The sequence below is a fragment of the Vibrio olivae genome, from assembly GCF_042428525.1.
Lineage (GTDB): Bacteria > Pseudomonadota > Gammaproteobacteria > Enterobacterales > Vibrionaceae > Vibrio > Vibrio olivae.
The window spans coordinates 1-25316 of record NZ_JBHMEP010000003.1; the positions used below are offsets into that span (position 1 = coordinate 1).

At 45.7% G+C, this 25316-nt stretch carries 21 protein-coding genes and 1 other annotated feature; of the genes, 13 read left to right on the forward strand and 8 right to left on the reverse strand.

The genetic code is table 11. The annotated features are described in order from the left end of the window. Positions 1–527 precede the first annotated feature (527 nt). Complete coding sequence (locus ACFFUV_RS12770) at positions 528–1892, reverse strand: amidohydrolase family protein (protein ID WP_390193350.1); 1365 nt, start codon at positions 1890–1892, stop codon at positions 528–530. A 530-nt stretch (positions 1893–2422) separates the two neighbouring features. Between ACFFUV_RS12770 and ACFFUV_RS12775 the strand changes: the two genes are divergently transcribed. The 5 genes from ACFFUV_RS12775 to ACFFUV_RS12795 all read left to right on the forward strand — a co-directional run bounded on the left by ACFFUV_RS12775 (position 2423) and on the right by ACFFUV_RS12795 (position 6631). Further along, a complete protein-coding gene (locus ACFFUV_RS12775) occupies positions 2423–3424 on the forward strand; it encodes an ABC transporter substrate-binding protein (RefSeq protein ID WP_390193353.1) in 1002 nt (333 codons plus the stop codon). Beyond that, positions 3424–4248: an ABC transporter ATP-binding protein gene (locus tag ACFFUV_RS12780; RefSeq protein ID WP_390193356.1), complete on the forward strand. Its 825-nt coding sequence runs from the start codon at positions 3424–3426 to the stop codon at positions 4246–4248. Before ACFFUV_RS12775 ends, ACFFUV_RS12780 begins: the two co-directional genes overlap by 1 nt. 22 nt (positions 4249–4270) lie before the next feature. After that, a complete protein-coding gene (locus ACFFUV_RS12785; protein ID WP_390193360.1) occupies positions 4271–5056 on the forward strand; it encodes an ABC transporter permease in 786 nt (261 codons plus the stop codon). A 9-nt stretch (positions 5057–5065) separates the two neighbouring features. Beyond that, positions 5066–5542 (forward strand): nucleoside deaminase, encoded by a 477-nt coding sequence (locus tag ACFFUV_RS12790; RefSeq protein ID WP_390193362.1) that lies wholly within the window; start codon positions 5066–5068, stop codon positions 5540–5542. A gap of 102 nt (positions 5543–5644) precedes the next feature. After that, entirely contained in the window at positions 5645–6631 is a 987-nt protein-coding gene (locus tag ACFFUV_RS12795; RefSeq protein WP_390193365.1) for an isopenicillin N synthase family dioxygenase, read from the forward strand. 55 nt (positions 6632–6686) lie between these two features. Here the strand turns inward: ACFFUV_RS12795 and clpB are convergent, their stop codons facing one another. From clpB to rluD, 3 genes are all read right to left on the reverse strand, one after another. Further along, the gene (clpB, locus tag ACFFUV_RS12800) at positions 6687–9260 is read right to left on the reverse strand and encodes an ATP-dependent chaperone ClpB (RefSeq protein ID WP_390193369.1); all 2574 of its coding nucleotides are present in this window, start codon (positions 9258–9260) and stop codon (positions 6687–6689) included. A gap of 121 nt (positions 9261–9381) precedes the next feature. After that, positions 9382–10110, reverse strand: a complete 729-nt coding sequence (pgeF, locus tag ACFFUV_RS12805; RefSeq protein ID WP_390193372.1) for a peptidoglycan editing factor PgeF — start codon at positions 10108–10110, stop codon at positions 9382–9384. 2 nt (positions 10111–10112) lie between these two features. Beyond that, positions 10113–11090 (reverse strand): 23S rRNA pseudouridine(1911/1915/1917) synthase RluD, encoded by a 978-nt coding sequence (gene rluD, locus ACFFUV_RS12810; protein WP_390193375.1) that lies wholly within the window; start codon positions 11088–11090, stop codon positions 10113–10115. Positions 11091–11220: 130 nt separating this feature from the next. Between rluD and ACFFUV_RS12815 the strand changes: the two genes are divergently transcribed. From ACFFUV_RS12815 to yjjX, 6 genes are all read left to right on the forward strand, one after another. Then, a complete protein-coding gene (locus tag ACFFUV_RS12815) occupies positions 11221–11955 on the forward strand; it encodes an outer membrane protein assembly factor BamD (protein ID WP_390193377.1) in 735 nt (244 codons plus the stop codon). Between the two features lie 426 nt (positions 11956–12381). Beyond that, positions 12382–12708 carry a ribosome hibernation-promoting factor, HPF/YfiA family gene (hpf, locus tag ACFFUV_RS12820; RefSeq protein ID WP_390193378.1) on the forward strand — a complete coding sequence of 109 codons (327 nt, stop codon included), beginning with the start codon at positions 12382–12384 and terminating at the stop codon, positions 12706–12708. Positions 12709–12810: 102 nt separating this feature from the next. Then, positions 12811–12939 (forward strand) — a sequence feature (Phe leader region). Between the two features lie 15 nt (positions 12940–12954). Next, complete coding sequence (pheA, locus tag ACFFUV_RS12825; RefSeq protein ID WP_390193380.1) at positions 12955–14130, forward strand: prephenate dehydratase; 1176 nt, start codon at positions 12955–12957, stop codon at positions 14128–14130. Between the two features lie 214 nt (positions 14131–14344). Next, positions 14345–15307, forward strand: a complete 963-nt coding sequence (locus tag ACFFUV_RS12830) for a polyamine ABC transporter substrate-binding protein (RefSeq protein WP_390193381.1) — start codon at positions 14345–14347, stop codon at positions 15305–15307. Beyond that, entirely contained in the window at positions 15291–17648 is a 2358-nt protein-coding gene (locus ACFFUV_RS12835) for a putative bifunctional diguanylate cyclase/phosphodiesterase (protein WP_390193383.1), read from the forward strand. Before ACFFUV_RS12830 ends, ACFFUV_RS12835 begins: the two co-directional genes overlap by 17 nt. Then, positions 17614–18147 carry an inosine/xanthosine triphosphatase gene (yjjX, locus tag ACFFUV_RS12840; protein WP_390193384.1) on the forward strand — a complete coding sequence of 178 codons (534 nt, stop codon included), beginning with the start codon at positions 17614–17616 and terminating at the stop codon, positions 18145–18147. The genes ACFFUV_RS12835 and yjjX overlap by 35 nt, the downstream gene beginning before the upstream one ends. Positions 18148–18215: 68 nt before the next feature. On the opposite strand, the gene trpR is transcribed toward yjjX, so the two are convergent. After that, the gene (gene trpR, locus ACFFUV_RS12845; RefSeq protein WP_390193386.1) at positions 18216–18509 is read right to left on the reverse strand and encodes a trp operon repressor; all 294 of its coding nucleotides are present in this window, start codon (positions 18507–18509) and stop codon (positions 18216–18218) included. Positions 18510–18525: 16 nt separating this feature from the next. Continuing rightward, positions 18526–20475, reverse strand: coding sequence for a murein transglycosylase (sltY, locus tag ACFFUV_RS12850; protein ID WP_390193388.1), 1950 nt, complete (start codon positions 20473–20475; stop codon positions 18526–18528). 264 nt (positions 20476–20739) lie between these two features. Here sltY and ettA point away from each other — a divergent pair, with 264 nt between their 5' ends. Both ettA and ACFFUV_RS12860 read left to right on the forward strand, forming a co-directional pair. Further along, positions 20740–22407 (forward strand): energy-dependent translational throttle protein EttA, encoded by a 1668-nt coding sequence (gene ettA, locus ACFFUV_RS12855; RefSeq protein ID WP_390193389.1) that lies wholly within the window; start codon positions 20740–20742, stop codon positions 22405–22407. Positions 22408–22553: 146 nt separating this feature from the next. Beyond that, complete coding sequence (locus ACFFUV_RS12860) at positions 22554–22934, forward strand: PilZ domain-containing protein (protein WP_390193391.1); 381 nt, start codon at positions 22554–22556, stop codon at positions 22932–22934. Positions 22935–23008: 74 nt separating this feature from the next. On the opposite strand, the gene tyrA is transcribed toward ACFFUV_RS12860, so the two are convergent. Beyond that, on the reverse strand, positions 23009–24136 hold the full coding sequence (tyrA, locus tag ACFFUV_RS12865) for a bifunctional chorismate mutase/prephenate dehydrogenase (protein ID WP_390193393.1): 1128 nt from the start codon (positions 24134–24136) through the stop codon (positions 23009–23011). A gap of 10 nt (positions 24137–24146) precedes the next feature. Further along, a complete protein-coding gene (locus tag ACFFUV_RS12870; protein WP_390193395.1) occupies positions 24147–25220 on the reverse strand; it encodes a 3-deoxy-7-phosphoheptulonate synthase in 1074 nt (357 codons plus the stop codon). Positions 25221–25316: the final 96 nt, after the last annotated feature.

The window sequence follows — 25316 nt, forward strand, 5'->3', positions numbered from 1 at the left end:
AGGTTTGTTTATGTCGCTGCCGCTCGACTTGCATGTGTTAGGCCTGCCGCCAGCGTTCAATCTGAGCCATGATCAAACTCTTCAATTTAAAGTTTTTTGGCTCAATGAATACTGATTACATTACATAGTAATGTTGAATTGACTGTGCCAAGACCGAAGTCTTGATTGGTCACTCAGTTCATTGAAACCTCAGTTGATTCTTTAGAATCATCTTTGATTATCATCAACGAGTGCCCACACAGATTGATAGGTTTATATTGTTAAAGAGCTTGTTTTGAGTGCTTCTCAAAGCGGACGGCCATTTTAACCAGTTAACTCTATGAGTCAACAGTTTTTTCTACTCTTATTTTTGATTAAATAACAGAAGAAATGTGACCTTATTGTTACTTTCGGAAAGTATAATTTCCTGAGCAACGGAGGCGCATTATAGGGAGGAAAAATCGCTTGGCAAGAGCAAAGCAGCCAAAAAAGTAACTTTTCTGGCTGATGGGTCAAATAATAAGCAAAAACCTGAGTTAGCGCCTAATTTAGGCTCGTTCTAGATACTGAACACGGCCAATTAACTCTTCGACAGAATGTTGAACATCCTCGACTAAGGAATGGTAAATATCGCTATCGTTCTGTTGGAATACAATCCGCCCATTGATGAAGCTGGTTTTGATTTCCACAGGCTCACCACATAATAAGGGAGCCATAAGAGGAGAATGAACACCAGAAAATCTTGGTTTGTGAATATCATAGATAACGAGATCAGCCGCAAAGCCGACTTCGATTTGTCCCACTTGATCCAACCCAAGAATGGATGCGCCGCCCTGAGCCCCCCATTTCAGAACTTGCTCAGCGTTGGTTGCTGAAGGACCGTGTTGGGCTCGATGGATTAACCACGTTAAGTTGAGCTCTTGAATCATCGACCCCGATTCTGACGAAGCAGAGCCATCCACGCCAATAGAAATCGGCATACCGGCCTTTTCCATCTCTATAATTGGTGCAATACCACTGCCTAACCGACAATTTGACGTCGGACAATGAGCAATACCAGTTTTCGTCTCTGCTAATATTTTAATATCCTGCTCCGTTGCTTGAACAATGTGCGCAAACCAAACATCATCACCGAGCCAGTCACAGCTTTCAGCAAAGTCGACTGCCGTTTTTCCATACTTCGCTAAAGTTTGTTCGTTATCAAACCCCACCTCCAAAAGATGCGAGTGCATACGTAACTTATGGCTTCTTGCATATTCAGCCAACAGTTTTAAATCATCGGGTGTCGCTGAGTGGGCAATCGTCGTCGGAGCAACCACCAACTTTCTCATCGCATCTCCCCCTTCCTGATGATATCGACTTCGTGTTCGCTCTAAACGCTCTAACATTAATTCAGTAGACTCAGGAATCACCCCGGCTTTAGCAAGCCCTTTATGTGAACCTTTAACCGTGGCGCCTCCACGGCACAGTACAAAACGAATTCCCATATCTTCTGCGGCTTGCCACAACGCTTCTTCCATCTCTTTGCTCGAATTGGCATGGTACAAGTAATGATGGTCTGCACAGGTGGTGGTCCCTGAACGTACAAGTTCATAGAACCCCAAGCGAGCTGCGTGATACATCATCTGCGGGGTAATTTGCGGCCAGTATCGATAAGGGACACTGGCTAACCATTCACCCAAGCCCTGATTCAGCCCCTCGGGAATCCCCTTAAGAATCGATTGCGCGAGGTGATGATGTGTATTGACCAGGCCTGGATAAATAACACAACCCTGCGCATCTATGACTTTTTCCCCTTGTTCGGCAAGTAAATGATTTCCGAGTTCTGCGATTTTGCCATTACGAATACGGATATCAGACACATTAGACTGAGCGCAAGCAATCGCACTTGCATTTTTTACTAAATAGTCCACAGACCACTCCTCTTGATAAAACCAATAGAAACCAGCCTTCGCTGTTTCTAATGAGCAATGTCCCGGAGTGGTAGTAACTCCTAACCGCTTCTACTCATCCTCATTGGGAAACCTCGCACGATCTCAGCTTCCTACTGTATACAATGCAATTAATAGACCATTGTTCGGTGCTTCAATTGAGAGACACCAGCCTCAACTTTGCACCAAAATAATTCAAAAACACCCAACCAACAAACCAAAAAGGTGCAAAATGATAACATTCATTAAAATTAAATTAACAAAAGTGTATACAAAAACACCTCATTCATTGCGCATTAACACTTTACTCGTTAAGGGTTTGTTATTCGCTTTAGCGCAAGTCCACAAAATATGGCACACAGTTTGCTCTGTATTTATCTGAAATGCGTGAGTAGAAGCGGTTAGATGCCACCAATGTGCATCGGGACATTGCTCATAGTTAGTCACAGTGTGAGGCACTCTGTGAACGGTGCATCACACTTGTAAAGTGCAAGGGAATACACGGAGCAACTATGAAGCCACTTTTAAAACTCAGAACTTTAACCCTCTCTTTATCTCTTCTTGTCACCTCCGCGAGTAGCTTCGCAATGGATAAAGTGACTTTCCAACTAGATTGGTTACCTGGTGGCGATAAAGCCCCTGTTTACGTTGGCGTAGAACAAGGTTTTTTTGCTGAGCAAGATCTTGATGTCACCATTTTACAAGGGAAAGGCTCAACGGACGCCATCACCAAAGTGGCCACAGGTATCGCGGATTTAGGTTCATCCGATATCGTTGCTCTCCTGGTCGCAAAAGCGAATGACAACGTGCCGGTCAAAGGGGTCTATTCAATATTTAGCAAAGCCCCTTATGCGTTCTATGCGTTAAGCGGCTCAGGGATTGACTCTGTCGATGACGTCTCTGGTAAAACCATCGTCACCTCACCTTTCACCTCAGCGAATGTTTTTTTGCCTCTATTACTTAAGAAGAATGGTGTCGATGAAAACAGCGTCAAAGTTTTAAAAGCGGATCCTGGCGCACTAAACCCGATGCTGATTACAGGACAATCAGACGTCATGATCTCTTGGATTACTGATGCAGTGAAAAATCAGCAACAAGCAAAACAAGCTGGCAAAAAAATCGATATCTTCCCTTGGTATGATGCAGGGCTAGAGTTCTACTCTTCATCGGTGATCGCTAGTGACCGCATGATGGCGGAACGACCTGACGTGGTGAAACGTTTCTTAAAGGCATTTGATAAAGCCGTAGCCTACACGTGGGAAAACCCAGAAAAAAGCGCGCAAGCCGTTCACGATGTCGTTCCTGAAGTCGACACGCAACAAGCTGCAGATACCATTAAATCGATTCGCGATTTGGTCATTAACGAAGTCAGTGAACGTGATGGAATTGGCGCCTTTACCCCTGTACGTTTGGCTGAGACGTGGAAATGGACGGCAGAAGCACAAGATATCGAGCTTGAGAAACTCAACCCAGAAAATGCCATTTCACGTGAGTTCTTTCAAGGAGTGAACTAATGCAGCCTTTTGTGTCATTTAGCCAAGTCGGTCACACCTATCACTCAGAGAAACAATCGGTCAAAGTCCTTGATAACGTCAATTTTGATGTGAGCAAACATGAGTTTGTTGCGATTGTTGGCCCTTCTGGGTGTGGTAAATCGACACTATTACGAGTTTTATCTGGGCTCATTGAGCCCAGTGAAGGTCAGGTTCGCGTATTTGGTCATCCTGTCAGTGGGCCTCGAGAAGATATCGGCATCGTGTTTCAAAAACCGACGTTGCTTCCTTGGAAAAATGTACTGGATAATGTTCTGTTTCCGCTCAAGCATAAATTTGGTCATGTCAGTGATAAAGACCGCAAACACGCCCAGTCTTTACTTGAAAAAGTGGGGCTTGCGGACTTTACCACCAGCATGCCAAATGAACTGTCAGGTGGTATGCAACAGCGCGTCGGAATTGCTAGAGCTTTGCTTCTAAACCCAGATATTTTGATTATGGATGAGCCTTTCTCGGCCCTTGACGCGTTAACTCGTGAGGAAATGGGCTTTGAACTGCAACGGATTTGGATGGAAAAACCCAAAACCGTTCTGTTTATTACGCACTCGATCTCAGAAGCCGTGTTACTCGCCGACAAAGTACTCGTGATGGGCCCTAGACCCAGTACGGTTCTCGAAGAAATTCAAATCAATCTTCCACGTCCACGTACCATCAATACACTGCAAGAAAAAACATTCAGCGACTACACCACAAAGATTCGTGAATACTTTTACCGACCTGCCGTCATGGAAACCACGGCTAGCGCTGATAAAGATAATGTCGCTCCGCTGCGTCGCCGCGCGTAATCACATAGAGTAAGGATACAATATGAAACGCTTAGCCTCTTATTGGTCACATAACGGTTTGCCATTGCTGGCGATTTTGGCGCTGATTCCTTTGTGGGAGTTGATCTGTCGAGTTTTTTCCGTGCCGACCTTCATTCTTCCAGCGCCGTCAGATATTTTTATCGCGTTTAATCAAGTCTCGACAGATCGCTGGTTGGACAACCTTTGGGCCACACTACGCATTGCGCTACTGGGGTTTGGGCTGTCTTTTGTTATCAGTATTCCTCTCGCGATTATGATGGTCAGTTCAAAGTTTCTCACTCGAGCTGTATTTCCGTTATTGGTGGTGATTCAGTCGACCCCAGTTGTCGCCATCGCGCCACTGTTGATTGTTATTTTAGGTACTGGCGATGCACCACGACTGGCTATTACGTGCCTCATTACCTTTTTCCCATTGGTGGTTTCCGCTACCACAGGCATGTTAGCCACACCGCCAGAGTTGATTGAGTTATCTCGCTCTCTGAACGTCAATACGAAGAAAACCATCTGGCAAATTCGTTTACCTTATGCAATTCCACATATTTTCAGTGGTATCAAAGTCGCCATTACACTCGCTGTCATTGGGGCGGTGATTGCCGAGTTTGTCGCTGCAGAAAAAGGCTTAGGCTATTTAGTTCAATTTTCAACTTCATACTTCAAGATTCCACAAGCGTTCGCCGCTTTAATGTTCCTATCACTGGTCAGCATGCTGCTGTTTAAATCCGTTAGTTGGATACAGAAAGGCTGCTTTGCATGGAGCTTATCTGACGAAGAAAAACAGCGTTCATAGGGAGAGAAGATGCTGGATAAAACACTGGATTTAAAATTTTTACGTTACAGTTTTTCATTGGCAGAAGACGCAAAAAGTAAAGGTATTCATCCTTTTGCTGCCGTTCTGGTTAATGCGAATGGCGAAATCTTATTGGAGCAAATCAATGGCTACCTTCCTGATTTGGATATGACTGGACATGCTGAACGTCTGATCATGACCAAAGCCAGCAAGCGCTACCGTCCCGATTTTCTCTCGCAGTGCACCTTGTATATTTCCGCAGAGCCTTGTGCGATGTGTGCTGGTGCGATTTATTGGGCTGGTGTTGGACGCGTAGTTTATGGACTCAGTGAGGAAAAACTCAAATCAATCACCGGAAATCATCCAGAAAACCCGACGTTAGCACTACCTTGCCGCACGGTATTTGACTCTGGTCAGCGTAAAGTCGAGGTTATCGGCCCGCTACTGGAAGAGGAAGCGGCCGAAATTCAACACGGGGTGTGGTAGCCCTAACAACCCAAAGTACGGAGTAGAAGCGGTCTGTAATCGTTGATGATTGCTGGACATTGCTCCAATCACAAGCAATTGCTTAAATTGGAGAACAACACAATGACTCAAACTTCTTATGCTTTAGACGAACTTAACTTTGAAACAACCATTGGAGGGCGCGGTGTCGAAGCCGATGTCGATGCCATTCCTATGATTGACCTTGACAATTTTGAGCAGCGTCGCGAGGAGATCACTGAGCAACTTTGGCATGCGGCCACACAAGTCGGCTTCTTTCAACTGACGAATCACGGTATCGCGTTAAGGGATATTGAAAAAGCATTCCAAGTGAGTGAAGAGTTTTTCTCTTTACCCAATCAAGAGAAGCAACAATTCCCGCTCAAGGAAGGGCTCAATGCAGGTTGGGAGTTTAAACAACAAGTTCGTCCTTCCACCGATTCCGCCGATCAAAAAGAGTCTTACCAGATCACGTTACCGCACATGGAGGACTTATGGCCAAGTGACGTTTTAGTACCCGAGTTCAAATCTCACTTGTTATCGATGGAGTTTCAAGCGTGGCAACTTGGCATGAAGGTGCTGTCTTGCTTTGCAGACAAGCTGGGCTTTGAACGTGACTTTTTCACCCAAGCCCATCAGCGAGACTCTCAAAATTATTTGAGCACATTGCGAATGCTGCACTATTTGCCAATGAAAGACATTCCCACAGAAGGGGAACATTGGCGTGCAGGTGCCCATACCGATTTTGATTGCCTGACAATGGTCTTTCAGCAAGAAGATCAAGGAGGGCTACAAGCCGCTGCAGGCAAAGACGCTAAACAAAACTTAGTCTGGAGTAATGTGATCCCCAAAGCTGGTGTGATTACCTGTAATATTGGTGACATGCTCATGCGCTGGAGTGATGATGAACTAAAATCAACGCTTCACCGAGTACGCATGCCAACAGAAAGCGAAAACCAAGGTTCACGCTATAGTATGGCGTTCTTTTGTCAAGCTAACCGCGATCAAGTCATTCAAGGGCCGAAACAACGTTATCAGCCAATGACCGCGCAAGAATATTTAAAAATGCGCATTAATGCCAATTTCGCTTAATCAAGTGATATAAAAAAAGCCATGCATCCGCATGGCTTTTTTACTCTTAACACGCTTATTGTGTGGCCACAATTTTACCATCGACCGCATCAAGTTTAACTGGCATCCCCGGAACCACTTGACCAGCAAGGATTTGCTTCGCGAGTGGGTTCTCAACACTTTGTTGTACGGCACGTTTTAGAGGCCGCGCGCCATACACCGGATCAAAGCCAACTTCCGCAATCATGGCTAGCGCTTCATCCGATACTTGTAGCTCATAGCCTTGATCTTCCATACGTTGCGACAAACGCGCCAACTGGATCGAAGCGATAGACTTGATGTGATCGGAGCCCAATGGATGGAATACCACCGTCTCGTCCACTCGGTTTAAGAACTCAGGACGGAAATGCTGAGCGACAACTTCCATTACCTGATCTTTAATGCCTTGGTAATCCAGTTTAGCGAAGTTTTCCTGAATGCGAGTCGAGCCTAAGTTTGACGTCATGATCACCACGGTATTACGAAAATCGACCGTGCGACCTTGACCATCCGTTAAACGCCCATCGTCCAATACTTGCAGTAGAATATTGAACACATCAGGGTGTGCTTTTTCCACTTCATCAAGCAAGATAACCGAGTACGGTTTGCGTCGCACCGCTTCCGTTAAGTAGCCCCCTTCTTCGTAGCCAACATAACCAGGAGGCGCACCGACAAGACGGGCCACAGAGTGTTTCTCCATAAATTCCGACATGTCGATTCGAACCATGTTGTCTTCACTATCAAACATAAAGTTAGCCAGTGTCTTACACAGTTCGGTTTTACCTACCCCTGTTGGGCCTAAAAATAGGAACGAGCCAATCGGACGGTGCGGATCGGATAATCCAGCTCGGCTACGGCGAATCGCGTCCGCAACGGCCTCAACCGCTTCCGTTTGACCAATCACCCGTTGATGCAGCACTTCTTCCATGCGCAGCAACTTATCTTTTTCTGCTTCAAGCATTTTCGAAACCGGAATCCCGGTTTGTTTCGATAGCACTTCTGCGATTTCCGCATCTGTTACTTTGTTTTTGAGCAGCGTCATCTCTTGCATTTCTGCTTGTGCCGCTAGGTCGAGCTGTTTTTCAAGCTCTGGAATACGACCATACTGCAGCTCGGACATGCGGCTTAAATCGCCAGCACGACGCGCAAACTCCATATCCATACGCGCTTGTTCAAGCTCAGACTTAATGTGTTGAGTGCCAGACAGCGCCGCTTTTTCAGTGTTCCAAACTTCGCTGAGCTCTGCCAATTCACGCTCTTTATCTGCCAACTCATCATTGAGCGTCACCAAACGACGCTCACTGGCATCATCATGTTCATTGGTTAGCGCTTGCTGCTCAATTTTAAGTTGGATGATTTTACGCTCTAAACGATCAAGAGCTTCCGGTTTAGAGTCGATCTGCATACGAATGCTTGAAGCCGCTTCATCGATTAAGTCGATGGCTTTATCCGGCAACTGCCTGTCAGAGACGTATCGATGTGAAAGCGTGGCTGCTGAGACAATCGCCGGGTCCGTGATTTCAACATGGTGGTGCAGCTCATAACGCTCTTTTAATCCGCGTAGAATCGCCACTGTGTCTTCAACACTCGGTTCATCAACCAACACTTTTTGGAAACGGCGCTCCAGTGCTGGGTCTTTTTCGATGTATTGGCGATACTCATCCAATGTTGTTGCACCAACACAATGTAGCTCACCACGAGCCAGAGCTGGCTTGAGCATGTTACCGGCATCCATTGAGCCTTCACCCTTACCGGCGCCGACCATCGTATGGATTTCATCAATGAATAAGATGACGTTGCCTTCTTCTTTGGCAAGCTCATTCAGTACCGATTTCAACCGCTCTTCGAATTCACCACGGTATTTCGCTCCCGCAACCAATGCGCCCATATCCAGAGACAGAACACGTTTGTTGCGTAACCCTTCGGGGACCTCATTGTTGACGATGCGCTGAGCCAGCCCTTCGACAATCGCTGTTTTACCCACACCAGGCTCACCAATGATCACTGGGTTGTTTTTCGTTCTGCGCTGTAACACTTGAATAGTACGACGAATCTCATCGTCACGGCCGATCACAGGGTCCAACTTGCCTTGTTCCGCTCGCTCAGTGAGATCAATAGTAAATTTTTCTAATGCTTGGCGAAGCTCTTCAGCATTAGGGTCATCGACGGTTTGTCCGCCGCGCACCTTCTCAATCGCATCACTGACTTTTTTCTCGGTCAACCCAAGCTCTTTTAATAATGAGCCCAGCGGGCCGCGGTCTTCCAATGCAGCGAGAAGAAAAATCTCCGATGAGATGTATGCATCTTTGCGCTTTTGAGCAATCTTGTCACAAAGATTGAACATGGAACCCATGGATGATGACAACTGCACATCGCCACCAATGCCACTCACTTTTGGCAAGCGATCAAGAATTTCTCCCAGTTTTGAACGTAACTGAGTGACGTCGATGTCCATCATCGTCAGCAGAGGCCGAATTGGACTGCCATTTTGATCGAGCAAGGCCACCATCAGGTGTGCAGGTTCGATATATTGATGGTCACGCCCAAGTGCTAATGACTGAGCATCAGAAATCGCAATTTGAAACTTGCTGGTAAATCTATCGAGACGCATATCTACCTTCCTAACCTCAATTAAGATAATCGTGATTTAACAACAAAGAAGATGGATACTCGATGAGTGATTTTCAAGGTCTATGAGTGAGGTTCAATCAAAAGAGCGACTTGCTCCAGAATTATTCCTCAATCCAGATGAAACTGGCCTGACGCCCGGTCACGCCATCACGACGATATGAATAGAAGCGATTTGAATCTTGGTAGGTGCATAAACCGCTATTATAAACAGCATCTACGCCTGCTAGGTTGAGCCTTTGAGTAGCAAGTCGTGGCATATCTGCCCACCACTTACCCGTTTGTCGCCCACGACGAAACGCCAGATGTGCGTTTGCATCTTCACTCATAAAAGCGTCGCGGACATCGTCACCAACTTCAAATACAGCGGGGCCTATTGCTGGCCCAAGCCAAGCAACAACCTCTCCCTCAAAGTAGTTAAGTGCATTTTCGACGATGCCGTGAGCTAAGCCGCGCCACCCCGCGTGGACAGCGGCCACGCCCCGTCCTTGGCGGTCCGCTAATAGCACAGGCAAGCAGTCTGCGGTCATAGCACTACAAACCACGCCAGGCGTTGTCGTAAACACACCATCCGCGTCAATCACTTTACTGGTTGGCGCATTCAGCGCCACCACCTTGGTTGAGTGGGTTTGATTTAACCATACAGGCGCACTAGGCATGCCTGCTTGTTGCATTAAACGCTGACGGTTGTGTTCGACTTTGATCCAATCATCCCCAACATGATCACCAATATTGAGCCCACGGTACTCACCGAGGGAAACGCCGCCGTCTCGTGTTGACGACACGGCGTGAACATTCTTAACTTCAGACCAATTGGGAGTGATCAAATCCATGCTTAAAACTCTTCTTCGAGACCAAATTGTTCGGTATCAAGACGCAGAGCTTCGGTCATCGCGACCATGTCATCTGGAATCGGCGCATGAAACTCAAGCTCTTCACCCGTTACCGGGTGTTCGAAACGCAACATGGCTGCATGCAGCGCTTGGCGGTCAAATTGGCGAATCATCTCGGTAAGCTCTGCACTGGCGCCTTTCGGGATTCGTGCTCGACCACCATAAGCGGTATCACCTAACAATGGGTGCTGCAAATAAGACATATGCACACGAATTTGGTGAGTACGCCCAGTTTCTAGACGCAGGCGAATACGCGTATGCTCACGAAAATGTTCAGCCACACGATAATGAGTAATCGCCGGTTTTCCCGTCGGCGTAACCGCCATTAAAGTGCGCTTGGTCGAGTGACGTCCAATTGGCTTTTCAACCATGCCGCCCGCCGTCATACGTCCAATCGCAATCGCTTCATATTCACGAGTAATTTTGCGTTTTTGCAGTGCGCGCACCAAACGTGTTTGTGCCGGTACTGTTTTAGCCACCACCATCAAACCCGTGGTGTCTTTATCCAGACGGTGCACAATGCCTGCTCGCGGAACTTCCGCAATATCAGGGTAATGGAAGAGTAACCCATTCAGCACCGTACCATCAGGCGTGCCTGCACCAGGGTGAACCACTAAATCACGTGGTTTATTAATAACGATGATATCATCGTCTTCGTAAACAATATTCAGCGCAATATCTTGTGCTTCCCAACGCTCTTCATCTTCAAGTTCGGCTTGAACAGTGATGAGTTCGCCCCCCATCACTTTAGTGCGAGGCTTGGTGATCACCTGACCATCAACCTGAACTTTACCTTCAAGTAACCACTCTTTGAGACGTGAACGAGAAAAATCGGTGAATAATTCGGCGATCGCTTGGTCTAAGCGCTGACCTAATTGGCTTTCATTTACGGTGTGTGTTAATTCAATCTGCTGAGCCATATCGAACTTTTTTAAAAACTGTGAGACTAATGCTCACTAGTATGGAAAAATAATGCCGTTATTGTATCTGTTACTTCGCTGAATGTAACGGTGCTTAAGAAATATTTACCTAAAGGAACCGACTCCTGACATGAAACTGCGTACTTTATCTGGCTTGTTGGCCGTGTCTCTATTAGTGGGCTGCTCAAGCAGCGACAAAGAAGTTGTGCCAGATAGCCCACCTTCTGAGCTGTATTCTGAAGCCCAAATTTCTCTGCAAGGAGGAAACTGGATGACGGCAATTGAAAAGTTAGAAGCGTTGGATTCACGTTATCCATTCGGCGCCTATTCAGAGCAGGTTCAACTTGATCTTATTTATGCGTATTACAAAAATGATGACTTGGCGCTAGGTTTAGCGACAATTGAGCGCTTTACGCGTTTGAACCCCACCCATGAAAAGTTAGACTGGGTATTGTACATGCGCGGCCTGACCCACATGGCACAAGACCGCAATTTCATGCACGACATGTTCGGTATCGATCGTAGCGATCGCGATCCTGAACCAGTAAAAGCCGCATTTGCTGACTTTAAACGTCTGCTCGAACGCTATCCAAATAGCCCCTACGCAGAAGACGCGCATAAACGCTTATTTGCGCTAAAAAATCGTCTTGCCAATTATGACCTTGCTACCGCTGACTTCTACTTGCGCCGTGAAGCTTGGATCGCCGCGATTAACCGCTCCCAAGAGCTGCAAAAAACTTACCCAGATACCCAAGCAGCTCGCGAATCATTGAATATTCAATTGAAAGCTTACCAAGCATTAGGAATGGATGATGCGGTCAAACATACGCAAACCCTGATGAAGCTCAATCCGGTTAAAAAGTAACGCAGCTTTTTTAGCCTAGGGTCCAACACAAAAAAACCGCAGACGAAGCTGCGGTTTTTTTATATCTAAATTCGATAGAAAACAAAAACAGAATTGTCCACTTGAATAGCCGGAAAATTCAAACATTCACCGACGTGATCAAGCGCAAATTCCTTTATTGTTCAAAGACTAAGCAACCTTCTTTTCAAAGCCGTAAAAACTCCCTAAAAACGGATAATTTCTAGCGTGCTACTTACTCAAACGTAGCGTTATTTTTTCGCTTCGACAAGCTTTTTTGGGGTAAAACAGTAAGACTCTTTGCTTTGGATCACAATCCAATTTGATGCCCAAAAACCCGATTTTATACGTGATCTAAGTCACATCTTTTTTACCTTGAAGCAGTAATCTGAAGTTAACCCATGAGGGATTCTACAGAGGAAATGCAATATGAAAGTAAACATCACTGGTAAAAACATCGATATCACCTCTGCAATCCGCAACCATATTGAGGCCAAGTTCAAAAAGCTAGAAAAGTGGCAAGTGGACATCATTGGTTGCCAAACTTCATTCAGTGAAGAACCGAATAAACAGAAGCGTTTTGAAGCGGTTATCACCATTCCGAAAGGCAAACTGGTTGCCTCTGCTCAAAATGAAGATCTGTATGCGGCCATTAACGAAGTTGAGCAAAAATTGGAGCGTCAACTGAATAAACTTCGTCATAAGCCTGAGGCTCGCAGAGCGGAAAAGCCAGTGCTTGAAGAAACCGTAGAATAAAAGGATGACTTAAATAGCGCCGCAAGGCGCTATTTTTTTCTTGACGCTTTACAGTCCCTTGCTTATTGTGTTTGACGAATTAACCGATGTGCTTTTGAACATGAACTCACTCATTCTATTCTTTTTTGATTTCTTTTTTATCCGCCATTTCTAGTGGGGGCTAAATCGTTTCATAAAGAGTAATCAAAAACGAATAGAGACGAAGCCTCCCAAACGGGGGGCTTTTTTTATATAAGGATTAGTAATATGGCTCAGCAGAAATACTCCCTTGAAGAAATTCGCCTTCGCTTAAATGAACTGGATGACAATTTACTCAAGCTGTTTTCTGAACGTCGTCAATTAAGTATTGAGGTCGCCAAAAGCAAAGTTGAGACGTCAAAGCCAGTACGCGATGCTGAGCGTGAACAGCAACTGTTGGTCAAACTGATTAATGCTGGTCACGATAAATACCACCTTGATGCTCAATATATTACTAAGCTATTCCATACCATCATTGAAGATTCCGTACTGCTTCAACAATCCTACCTGCAGAATTTAGCCAACCCAGAGTTAAGCCGAAAGCCCTTAGCTCGCGTCGCTTTTCTTGGGGCAAAAGGATCATATTCCCATTTAGCCAGCCGTGAATATTTTAGTCGTAAAAATATGGAGCTGATTGAAGTCAATTGTGGGCACTTTAAAGAAGTAGCCTCCACGGTTGAGTCTGGCCATGCCGACTACGGCGTATTGCCAATTGAAAACACCAGTTCAGGGTCAATCAATGAAGTCTACGACTTGTTGCAGCATACAACCTTATATATCGTCGGCGAGCTTACGTTACCCATAGAACACTGCCTCGTCGCAACCAACGATATTCGTCTTGAAGACATCAAAGTACTCTACTCTCATCCGCAACCTCACCAACAATGCAGTGAGTTTTTAAGTCGCTTGGAGGGAGTAACCTTGAAGTCCTGCGCCAGCACCGCAGATGCTATGAAAAAGGTCAAAGAGCTGAACCGAAATGATGTCGCCGCTATTGGCAATGCGAGCAGTGGTAAATTGTATGGCTTGCAGTCATTACAAAGCCAAATCGCCAACCAAACCGAAAACCATACTCGCTTTATTGTTGTTGCCCGCAAGCCTGTGGAAGTCTCGAGTCAAATTCCGGCGAAAACCACATTAATTATGTCAACAACGCAACATGCCGGTTCTTTGGTCGAGACACTACTTGTGCTTCAACGCTACGGCATCAATATGACGAAACTAGAATCAAGACCGATTATGGGGAACCCTTGGGAAGAGATGTTCTATGTCGATCTCGAAGCACAGCTCAACTCAGAACATATGCAAAAAGCCTTAGCTGAGCTGACTAAAATTACTAAACACTTAAAAGTGTTAGGTTGTTATCCAAGTGAAAACGTCAAACCAACCCAGATAAAACTCTAATTTCGTCGTTTTGCAAAATAATAGATAGCATAAATGAGAAAACCCCAATTTAACCAATGGATTTATAAATTGGGGTTGTTTGTCCAACCAAAGCTGCTATCTTATCGCGGCTAATAATTATCCAAACGTTGTTATGAGATTCGGACTTCACGTTACTTTTTGTTGTTGTTTCAGTACGTTTGCTCTTGCAGAGCCTCCCCCTCTCAATATTTATATGTGGGAAGACAGTTTATCTCCTCAGGTACGTCGTCATTGGGAAGACCTCACCAACCAAAGGATAAAAATCGCAAACTTTGATAACGACGATGAACGTAACTTGTTGATGATGAATATCCCCAAACTCCCTTTTGATATTACGGTACTCGACAACATTTCAGCGAACCTTTATGGCAAAGCGGGTTCATTCGAAGATCTCTCCTCCCTCAAAAATCCTCAGAACAATAATCCCGTTTGGAATAAAGCATGTGGTCGTTATGCCGTTCCTTATTTTTGGGGGCGGATTGGTATTGCCTATCGGAAAGACAAAGTTTCCCAGCCACCAAAGACTTGGAAAGAATTTCTATCGCCTCCTCCTGAGTTATCTGGGCATATTGGTCTACTTACGGACATGGTCGATACCCTGTTACCCGCGTTTTCGAGCCTGGGGCTTTCACCGATCAGTGACGACCCGAGTGAACTACAGCAAGTCTTTAAAAAAATGCAGGCTTTTTTACCCAATATTCTGACGTTTGAATACATTCTTAGCTACGTTCGCAGCCACCGTGACGCAAGTAATGTCACCATGGCGATGGCCTACAGCGGCGATAACTACGCACTGAACCGTTATCTAAAAAAAGACCTATGGGGGTTCATTGTACCTGATGACCATCCTTATATTTGGGTCGACTGCTTAGCCATCAACAAAAACTCAAGTAATAAGCAGCAAGCAAAGGCTTTTCTTGAGTATTTGTCCACTCCTCAAGTTGCCGCCGACAACGCGATGTTTGTTCGTGCAGCAACGCCCAATTCGAGCGCTCTAAAATTGATGCCAGAATGGTATCTAAATGATTCGACTCTGTTTCCCAAGCACCTTTCACATACTCAAGGTCAACTTGATGCGAGTTTGTCGGCTCAAAACATCAATTTAAGGGCAAAAATACTTTATAAACTCCTTAAAGATCATGAAACTCAATACTAGAGTGTTATTACTGGTTACCCCAGTAATTTTGCTGAGCTCAGTTGTATCGAGCTACAGCATTTATTACAGTCAAAAAGACTCATTAATCAAACGTGAGTACAGTTACTTACAGCTGACAATGGAAAAGTTAGCGGGTCAGTTTCGTCAGTCACTTGCTGCACTCAATAGCTATTCGCTCACATTAACTCAAAGCGATATTGTTGAGCACTATCTGCGCGAGCAAAGTAATCCATACAGCGAAATGGATTTGTACGAAAACCTGCAAGATACGATAGCGTCGATGCACCAGAGCAAAAATGACAGCGTGTCGGTTGCGATTCTCGATAGCCAGTATAGCGAACAGTTCTATGCGGATAATCAAGGTGACCCTTTTACCGCCATTGACCCCAATATTCGCCAATTTGTACAAAGCCAGCATCAGGACAAACAGAGCCAAACTTATGACATCGGTTTTATTCATGATGAAGCCGGCAATGACACTTTGGTGCGTTTTGATGTACTTGATAAACAAACCTTAAAAACGCCGCTGAGCTATAATCGCGATCAAATCTATTTTGTGGTTGTCTATATTCAGCTTGAGCAGTTCGACACGATGCGTCGTAACATTGAGTTAGACAATGACACCAGTTTGTTTTTCACTGAGAGTCCGATTCAATCAACCGATTTAACTCAGTCTGTTGAGCTAATGCCATCGTTATTTGCGGTACTCTCTCCGGCACAATATCTGTTGAACAACAAACTAAAGCATATTGAACGTAAGCTCATGCTTTCTTATGCGCTTTCCGCCAGTATCACACTGTTTATTTTGCTGTACCTGCTCTATCAACGAGTGATAAGACCGATCACACGCCTCGATCAGCAACTCAAACAAGTTGAACAGCGTAAGCGTTGGAATATTCAAAAGCTAACCTCTAACGATGAAATCGGCCGTTTATCAGTGCGTGTGCATGACATGTATAACGAGCTCAACTCAAGCTATCAAAAAACCAAAGCGATGGCCGAAAATGATCATCTGACTCAATTAGCCAATCGCTATCAATTCCAGCAGCATCTCAAAGAGAAACTGCTGGAACCACAATCGGCAGCGCCATTCACCGCGTGGATTTTGTACATCGACCTCGATAATTTCAAATACGTCAACGATAAATATGGCCACCACCTCGGTGACTCACTGCTGGTTGATTTTGCCGAACACATTCGCAAACTCAGTTTTGTCTACCAGCGTCGCTACAGCTTGCAATGCTTACCCGCACGACTCTCCGGCGATGAATTTGCGGTGTTTTTGCTCTCAACCACTCACGACAGTGAAATTGCTGAAAATTTAGCCAAAGATATTCTTGAACCCATTGAACATGGCGTTGACTCGCCGCTAAGTAACTTCCCGATTACGGCCAGTATTGGTATTGCGTCGTTTCCTGATGATGCTGATGACATCACTAAGTTGCTATCGCACGCCGATACAGCGATGTATCAAGCTAAGCGCGCGGGTAAAAACCAAGTAGCCCATTATTCACAAGAGTTGGATAAAACCGTTCGTCGCCGGGCTCGGCTAGAACAAGCGCTGCGTAATGCAGACTTTGATAACGAATTCTCCCTATGTTATCAGCCTTATTTCGATCAAAGCGGTGAGGTGATCAAAGGTGTGGAATCCTTAATTCGCTGGCATTCGCCTTCATTGGGTGAAGTAGCACCAGGCGAATTCATTCCAATTGCAGAACAAACCGGTATGTTTGGATTAATTGATCGCTGGGTGATTAAGCGCGCCTTTCAAGACTTCCACCAGCTGACCTATATTCTAGGCTCGCAAATGGACTTGTCGATTAATCTCTCTTCGGCCGAGCTTGATTCAGCGTTGCTTGCCAAGTACATCATCAATACAGCGCTGACCTATCACATACCAGCAGGCAATATCGACTTTGAAATCACCGAAACGTTTGCCAGTGATTCACAGAGTTACTCATTGCTGCACGAACTGTCGGTGATGGGCTTTAAATTGGCCATCGATGACTTTGGCTCTGGGTATACCTCCATCACTCAGTTGGTTGAATACCCGGTCCACAAAATTAAATTTGACCGCGAATTTTTGACCACGCTGGTCAAGACCAATAAGCGTCAAGTGCTTAAACCACTTGTCGCGCTTTGCCATTCTCAATCAATGATCGTCACAGCCGAAGGCGTCGAAAGCCGTGAGCTTCAATATTGGCTAACACAAAGTGGCTGCGATTATTTGCAAGGGAATTTGTTATCTGTACCATTAACGATTGAAGAACTTGCCCAACGCTATAAACAGACTCAAGGAGAGGCTAATGCCAGTCAGAAAAGTGGTTATCGCTTCGCTTAATCCAGCAAAAATTGCTGCAGTGGAAAGTGCTTTTCAAAGTGTCTTTCCCCAAGAGGTGTTTGATTTTGAAGGGGTCAGTGTCGCAAGCGAAGTCTCAGACCAACCGATGAGTGACCAAGAAACGTATGATGGAGCACGCAACCGTGTTAGCAACGCGAAAAAGTTGCTCACAGATGGCGCGTTTTATGTTGGTTTGGAAGCGGGGATTGAAGGCGATAAAACCTTCGCTTGGATGATTGTAGAGTCCCACCAGCAGCGCGGAGAGTCGCGCTCGGCCAGCTTAGCACTGCCACCTTTGGTCATTGAAAAACTCGCCCACGCCAATGAATTAGGCGATGTGATGGATGAGGTATTTGATACCGATAACATTAAACAAAAGGGAGGCGCGATCGGCTTACTGACACATAACCTGCTGACTCGCAGCTCGGTCTACCATCAAGCGCTTATATTGGCGTTGATCCCCTTTGTTCATCCTGAGCATTACCCTGCCAACCTCTAATCCAAAGCGGGAATGTGACAGGCAAAAAAAGAGCGGCCCAGCCGCTCTTTTTGTGAATAATGATTCAGTTAAGCCCTGAGCAATTTTTCAATCAGCGCTCTTTGCTGCTCATCTTTCGATTTCAGTTCGTTGGAGCCGCGAGTAATGGTCGCGACACCAACACCAAGCATCTGGCTGATTTGCCGTTGAGACAACTCTCCTTTGAGTAACTCGCAAAAGATATTCACCCGCGCAATCAGCGCTTCTCGCTCATCCGCCGTTAATAGCATCGTCAATAACATGCCATGCTGATCTTGGTCTGCGCTTTGCTTAATCAAATCGACAATTTGCTGCCAGTCTGTGTACTCAGGTTGCTGTGACATAGTTCCTATCACCTACTCAATACTTGGTATTGATCTCATGTTGATTGAGGAACGCACCATCCACACCCAGCAAGTCTCGATAATAGGTCTCAAACATTAAAATGTTTTGTACATAACCTCGCGTTTCGTTAAACGGAATCGCTTCAATAAACGCGTACGCATCGAGTTTACCTTGGGTGCGCTCCCGCCAAGTTTTCACTCTATTAGGACCTGCATTATACGCAGCAAACGCGAAAATTCGATTGTTATCGTACTGTTTGAGGAGCCCCTCTAAATAACGGCTACCAATTTCAATGTTTTTACCGACATCAAACAGCTGCTCACCGCCATTGTAACTGAGCTTGTATTTGCGGGCGGTGTACTTCGCGGTGGCGGGCATGATCTGCATTAAACCGCGAGCTCCAACTGGCGATCGCGCCTTCGCATCAAACGCACTCTCCTGACGAGCTAGCGACATCAAAGTCACAGGGTCAATGCCGGTTTTCTCACCGTAGAAATTAAACCACCACTGGTGAGCCGCCGGAAAACGTAACTCTAAATGATCCCACATTTTTGCCTGAATACTCGCGGTGACCGTGAGATTATGCCAGTGCTGAGTGGCCGCATAGGCGGCAAGCATCTCTTTTTTATCTGCCGTATCAACATTCAACAGTAACCATTGCCATTCACTTTTCGCAGCAGCAATTTTATCGCGGGCGATCAGCTCATCAATACGTACTAGTGTCGATTGATAAGGCTTGATTAACTGCTCGTTCAAAGTCAGTGTTTGCGTTGGATAATGAATGGATTGATGGATAGCGGACGCAGCAGCGACGCTATAAAAGTTACGTTGGCCAACGATTTTCTCTAAACGCTGCTGACCTTTAGTGGGATAACCAAGGGCGATATCAGCTCGACCATACCAATACTGCCAGCGCAGTGAAATTTGCTCCGCTTCTGGCAGGTGATCGATCCACTTTTTCACCTCCCGCCAGTTAGCGTTTTGAATAGCCAAACGGGTACGGCGCGCAATGAGGTTGGTATCTTGCGTAGTTTTAATTGCCTCATCACGCCATTGTGCAAGCGCTTTTGAATCGGTGTTCATCGAATAATACGCGATGTAGTCCGCTATTTTCTGCTGTTGCTCAGCAGAAAAATCTTGTGCTTTAACGACGCCATCAAATGCTTGTCGAGCTTGGTCAGCATCACGCCGGGTTAACGCTCGCATAGCGAGATACGTTTGCTGACGATAAAACGCACTTTTCGGCGACTTTTTAGCAAACGATGCGACTGACGCCGGGTCATTAAATAACGCAATCATGGCTTGTGCTTGTTGGCTCGTCTTGCTACCCGTGACCTGTTTTTTCAAGTAGCGCATCATACTGGCATTGCGCTCTTCAAACGCTTTTACCATGCGAGCGAGTATCAGTTCATCGGTTTGCAGCCCTGCACTTTTCCAAGCAGAAAACAGATCGTCACATGCATTGGAAACACTGTGGCCACTTAACCATAATTTCTCAGCGCCTTGAAAAGCGAGGTCACGATCACCCACTTTATAATTTGCGTAATAGTAGTGGCACTGATAGGTTTCGCCCTTCGGCTCATGTGTTTGATATTCAAGGAAGGTTGACCACTTATCATTCATCGCCAAGCTTAATAAATAACGGGGCCCCACACGATTGGCAAACGGAAAGTCTTGATGCTCAGCGACAAAACGTTTCACTTCATTCGGTGAGCGCTTTTCGATATCAACCAAAAATGCACGATAATCGATATAAGGGGTTAATGGATAATCCGCAATTTCAGAACGCATCGCTTGGTACCGTTCCACTTGTCGTTTGTCGAGCATGGTTTGCGCGGCATCGTAGCGGTCACGTTGTTGTTTGAGCGTTAAAGCGTGAGAAGTCAGTGGAATCGTTGCGCCGCAAATTAACGTGCATAAGCCGACAAGAAGGCGTTGCGGGCGCGAAGGATTACGTCGATACATTAAAGATCCTTGGTGCTCTGTTTAGGTGAATGCCTAGTCATTAAGGCTCATTCTATACAAGGCTGTAAAGCCTCAACGCCCGTTTCGTGATAATTTCACGTAACCGTGACATAACTGACGCTTTACTCAATCAATTAAGTCATTTTTCATTGATGTTGCGAATAAATTTTACCTCGCACAATTGGTGGGTAACAAAAGCTCAGCGATTAAGTTAAAATGCCTTACTCTTTGACATTCAAACAGACAATTTAGGAACGATCGGCGATGGCTGAATACGTATATACTATGTCGCGGGTGAGCAAAATCGTGCCACCTAAGCGTCAAATCCTGAAAGACATTTCACTGAGCTTTTTTCCAGGTGCCAAAATTGGTGTTCTTGGTCTTAACGGTGCAGGTAAATCAACACTACTGCGTATCATGGCAGGGATTGATACTGACATCGACGGCGAAGCGCGTCCTCAACCTGGGTTGAACGTGGGTTACTTGCCACAAGAACCTGTACTAGACGAATCCAAAACCGTACGTGAAGTGGTGGAAGAAGCCGTTTCTGATGTCGCTGATGCTTTAAAACGTCTGGATGCGGTTTATGCAGCTTATGCCGACCCTGATGCGGACTTTGATGCACTGGCTAAAGAGCAAGGCGAGCTTGAAGGTTTGATTCAAGCCAAAGATGGCCACAACCTTGAAAACGCGCTTGAGCGCGCAGCAGAAGCATTGCGCTTACCAGAATGGGATCAAAAAATTGCTCACCTCTCGGGGGGGGAACGTCGTCGTGTTGCCATTTGTCGTCTATTGCTTGAAAAGCCAGACATGCTGCTGCTCGACGAACCAACCAACCACCTGGATGCGGAATCCGTTGCTTGGTTAGAACGCTTCTTAGTTGATTACACGGGCACTGTTGTCGCTATTACCCACGACCGCTACTTCTTAGACAATGCAGCGGGCTGGATTTTGGAACTTGACCGTGGTGAAGGTATTCCTTGGGAAGGGAACTACACCTCTTGGCTTGAGCAAAAAGACGCTCGCCTACAACAAGAAGCTTCACAAGAAAAAGCGCGTCAAAAAACCATTGAGAAAGAACTGGAATGGGTTCGTCAGAATCCAAAAGGTCGCCAAGCAAAATCCAAAGCACGTATGGCACGCTTTGAAGAACTGCAAAATAACGATCACCAGAAGCGTAACGAAACCAATGAGCTGTTTATTCCGCCAGGTGAACGTCTTGGTGACAAGGTTATCGATGTCAATAACCTCACTAAATCATTTGATGGCCGCGTATTGATCGACGATCTGTCCTTTAGTATTCCGAAAGGCGCAATCGTCGGTATTATCGGTGCTAACGGTGCTGGTAAATCAACGTTATTCAAGATGCTCAGCGGCACTGAACAACCTGATTCGGGTAGTATTGAATTGGGCGACACGGTGAAACTGGCTTCTGTTGAGCAGTTCCGTGACTCAATGAATGACACAAACACGGTATTCCAAGAGATTTCTGAAGGTTCGGACATCATTAAGATCAACAACTTTGAAATACCGGCGCGAGCTTACTGTTCTCGTTTCAACTTCAAAGGTTCTGATCAACAAAAGGTCATTGGTGAACTGTCTGGGGGTGAGCGAAACCGTGTTCACTTAGCCAAGCTATTAAAAGCGGGCGGCAACGTATTGCTACTCGACGAACCAACCAACGATCTTGATGTGGAAACTTTGCGTGCGCTTGAAGAAGCACTACTGGAATTCCCTGGTTGTGCCATGGTGATTTCGCATGACCGTTGGTTCCTTGACCGTATCGCGACGCACATCATCGATTACCGTGATGAAGGCCAAGTTAACTTCTACGAAGGGAACTACACCGAGTATATGGATTGGCTGAAGAAAACCTTGGGTCCAGAAGCGGCAGAACCGCATCGTATCAAGTACAAACGAATCACCAAATAATCGGTGTAAACTGTGTTCTAAAGCCGCTGAATATCAGCGGCTTTTTTGTACTGACAACTGAATAAAATTGAGCCCCGCTCACACTTCCCTAGCTCGAAAGTGTGATTCTTTTGCTAACCTTTAGAAAAAAGGATTGGGATTAAATTATGAAAGAAAGACGACGATTTTCACGCATTGTATATCATGCAACGGCAAGCCTTACTCAGGGTGACTTACACTGCACAGGACAACTGAAAGATGTGTCATTGCATGGCTTATTGCTCACGGTGAGCGAAACGCCGCTTCCGTTTAATGGCGAGTTATTGATCGATGTCGCGTTTACTTTGCCAGGGTCCGAAATCGAACTCACCATGACCGCGCAAATTGTCGAACAGATTGGCGCATTACTGCGCATGAGGATCGACCATATTGATATTGAGAGTCTCAGCCACCTGAAACGTCTTGTTGAACTGAATGTCGGTACTGATGAGTTACTGCACAGAAATCTAGAACATCTCTCAGATATTGGTGACGAAGAGCACTTTTGATGCGCAACTTAGTCAAAGGTAATAATTAAAAAAAGAGCGCAGTGCGCTCTTTTTATTGCCTCGGATGCTCTCAATCAACCTCGATGAATAGAGTCATTAGCTTGTTTAAGCAAGTTCTGGCTCTCGGTCATAAATTGCTGAGAGTAATCGCCAAACCACTCACTGACCTGAGCAAAGCTTTCAATAAATGCTTGCTTATTTCCCCCTTCCAGCAGTTTGACGGCTTCGCCTAAACGCTGATGGAAACGCTCTATCATTTCAATATTCTCTTGAGACGAGAAGATAATATCACCATACAAATTTGGATCTTGAGCGAATAAGCGTCCAACCATGGCAATTTCCAAACGATAAATCGGAGAACTTAATTGCAGCAAGCGGTCAATATTGGGGTTTTCTTTGCTTAAGTGCAAGCCGTAGGCAAACGACGTAAAGTGGCGTAGCGCTTGAATCAGTGTCATGCCGTGATCGTGATCTTCTGCACTCATTTGGCATAGGCTGGCTCCCCAAATCGAAAACTGCTTGAGTAACCATTGGTACGCCGACTCATCACGCCCATCACAATGCACTATCACTTGTTTAGCAAGGCTCGGCACATCCGGACCAAACATTGGGTGAAGGCCAACAACTGGACCAGCATGAACGTCTAACATCGCTTTCAGCGGTTTGCTCTTAATCGATGTTAAATCGCATAAGATGCAATCTTTAGGCAAATTACCGAGTTTCTCAATCACGCCTTGCGTCAGGTGAATCGGCACCGTCACAACCACAAGGCCAGCATCACTGAGTAGCTCATCTGCTTTGTGCCAATCTTTACTGCCGAGTACTTTTACCTCATAGCCAGAAAGGCGGAACATACGGCTAAATAGCCCACCGAGCTGACCATGCCCACCAATAACCACCACAGAACGTAATTCAGGATTGAGGCATTTAAACCCCGAGTCCTTTTCGCTGGCATAAGACTCACGCATCGTTCGGCGCAAAATATCTTCGATAAGTTGCGGAGGAACACCGATCCTCTCAGCTTCTTCACGGCGAGAAGCAAGCATTGCGGCTTCTCGATCCGGTGCATAAATAGGCAAACCGTGACGGCTTTTAACTTCACCAACCTTTTCGACTAATGCCAGACGCTGAGATAACAAATCAAGAATTTGCTTATCAACGGCATCAATACCATCACGTAACTCATTCAGTTCTACAGCCATTTATGCTCCCTTACCCTTGTAGACGATTTTCCAAAAATGGGGTTAACTCACTATGTGCTTTGCGCAGTAATGTTTCTGTGGTCTCCCAGTTTATACACGCATCGGTGATAGAAACACCATACTCCATTTGATCAAAAGGTAAATCTGAACTTTGGTTGCCTTCATTGATATGGCTTTCGATCATAAGCCCAATAATAGAGCGGTTGCCTTCACGAATCTGTGCCATCACATCTTCTGCAACTAAGGTCTGGCGACGGAAATCTTTACGCGAGTTGGCGTGACTGCAATCCACCATCAATGAACAATCAAGAGAATGCTGAGCCATTTCTTGTTCGCACTCTGCCACAGACACAGAATCATAATTGGTTTGTTTACCGCCACGTAAAATAACGTGTCCATTTTGGTTGCCCTGAGTCGTCAGCAACGCCACTTGACCTTCACGGTTAATCCCCATAAAGCGATGGCTTGAGGAAGCGGCTTGCATGGCATTTATCGCCGTAGAAAGGCTGCCATCAGTCCCATTTTTAAACCCAATAGGCATAGAAAGACCACTCGCCATCTCTCGGTGCGTCTGTGATTCAGTAGTACGTGCACCAATTGCCGCCCAGCTAAAAGTATCCGCTAGGTATTGTGGGCTAATGGGGTCCAACGCCTCAGTGGCTAATGGAATTTCCATTTCTGCCAATTCAACCAATAATTGACGACCGATGTGCAAGCCGTGCTCGATATCAAAACTGCCGTCTAAATGTGGATCATTGATCAACCCTTTCCAACCCACTGTGGTTCTCGGTTTCTCAAAGTAGACACGCATAACAAGGTAAATTTGATCACTTAACTGCTCTGATAATGCTTTCAAACGGCGGGCATAATCTTTGGCAGCATCTAAGTCATGAATAGAACAAGGACCACACACCACCAGCAAACGGTGGTCACGCTTATGAATGATATCCGCGATGGTTTGGCGAGATTCACGAATAAAGCGACGCGCGTTGTCACTAAGTGGGATTTTGTTTTTCAGTTCCTGAGGGGTAATCAGCACCTGCTGTTCACTGATATTAATATCGCTGAGTTCGCTCTTATTCATGACTTTACCTTGTACATTTAAATTTACAGTTATTTCTATCCGGCCGTTACTACGGAGTGAGATAATAAAATAACAGCCTGAAAAACATTTTCAAGT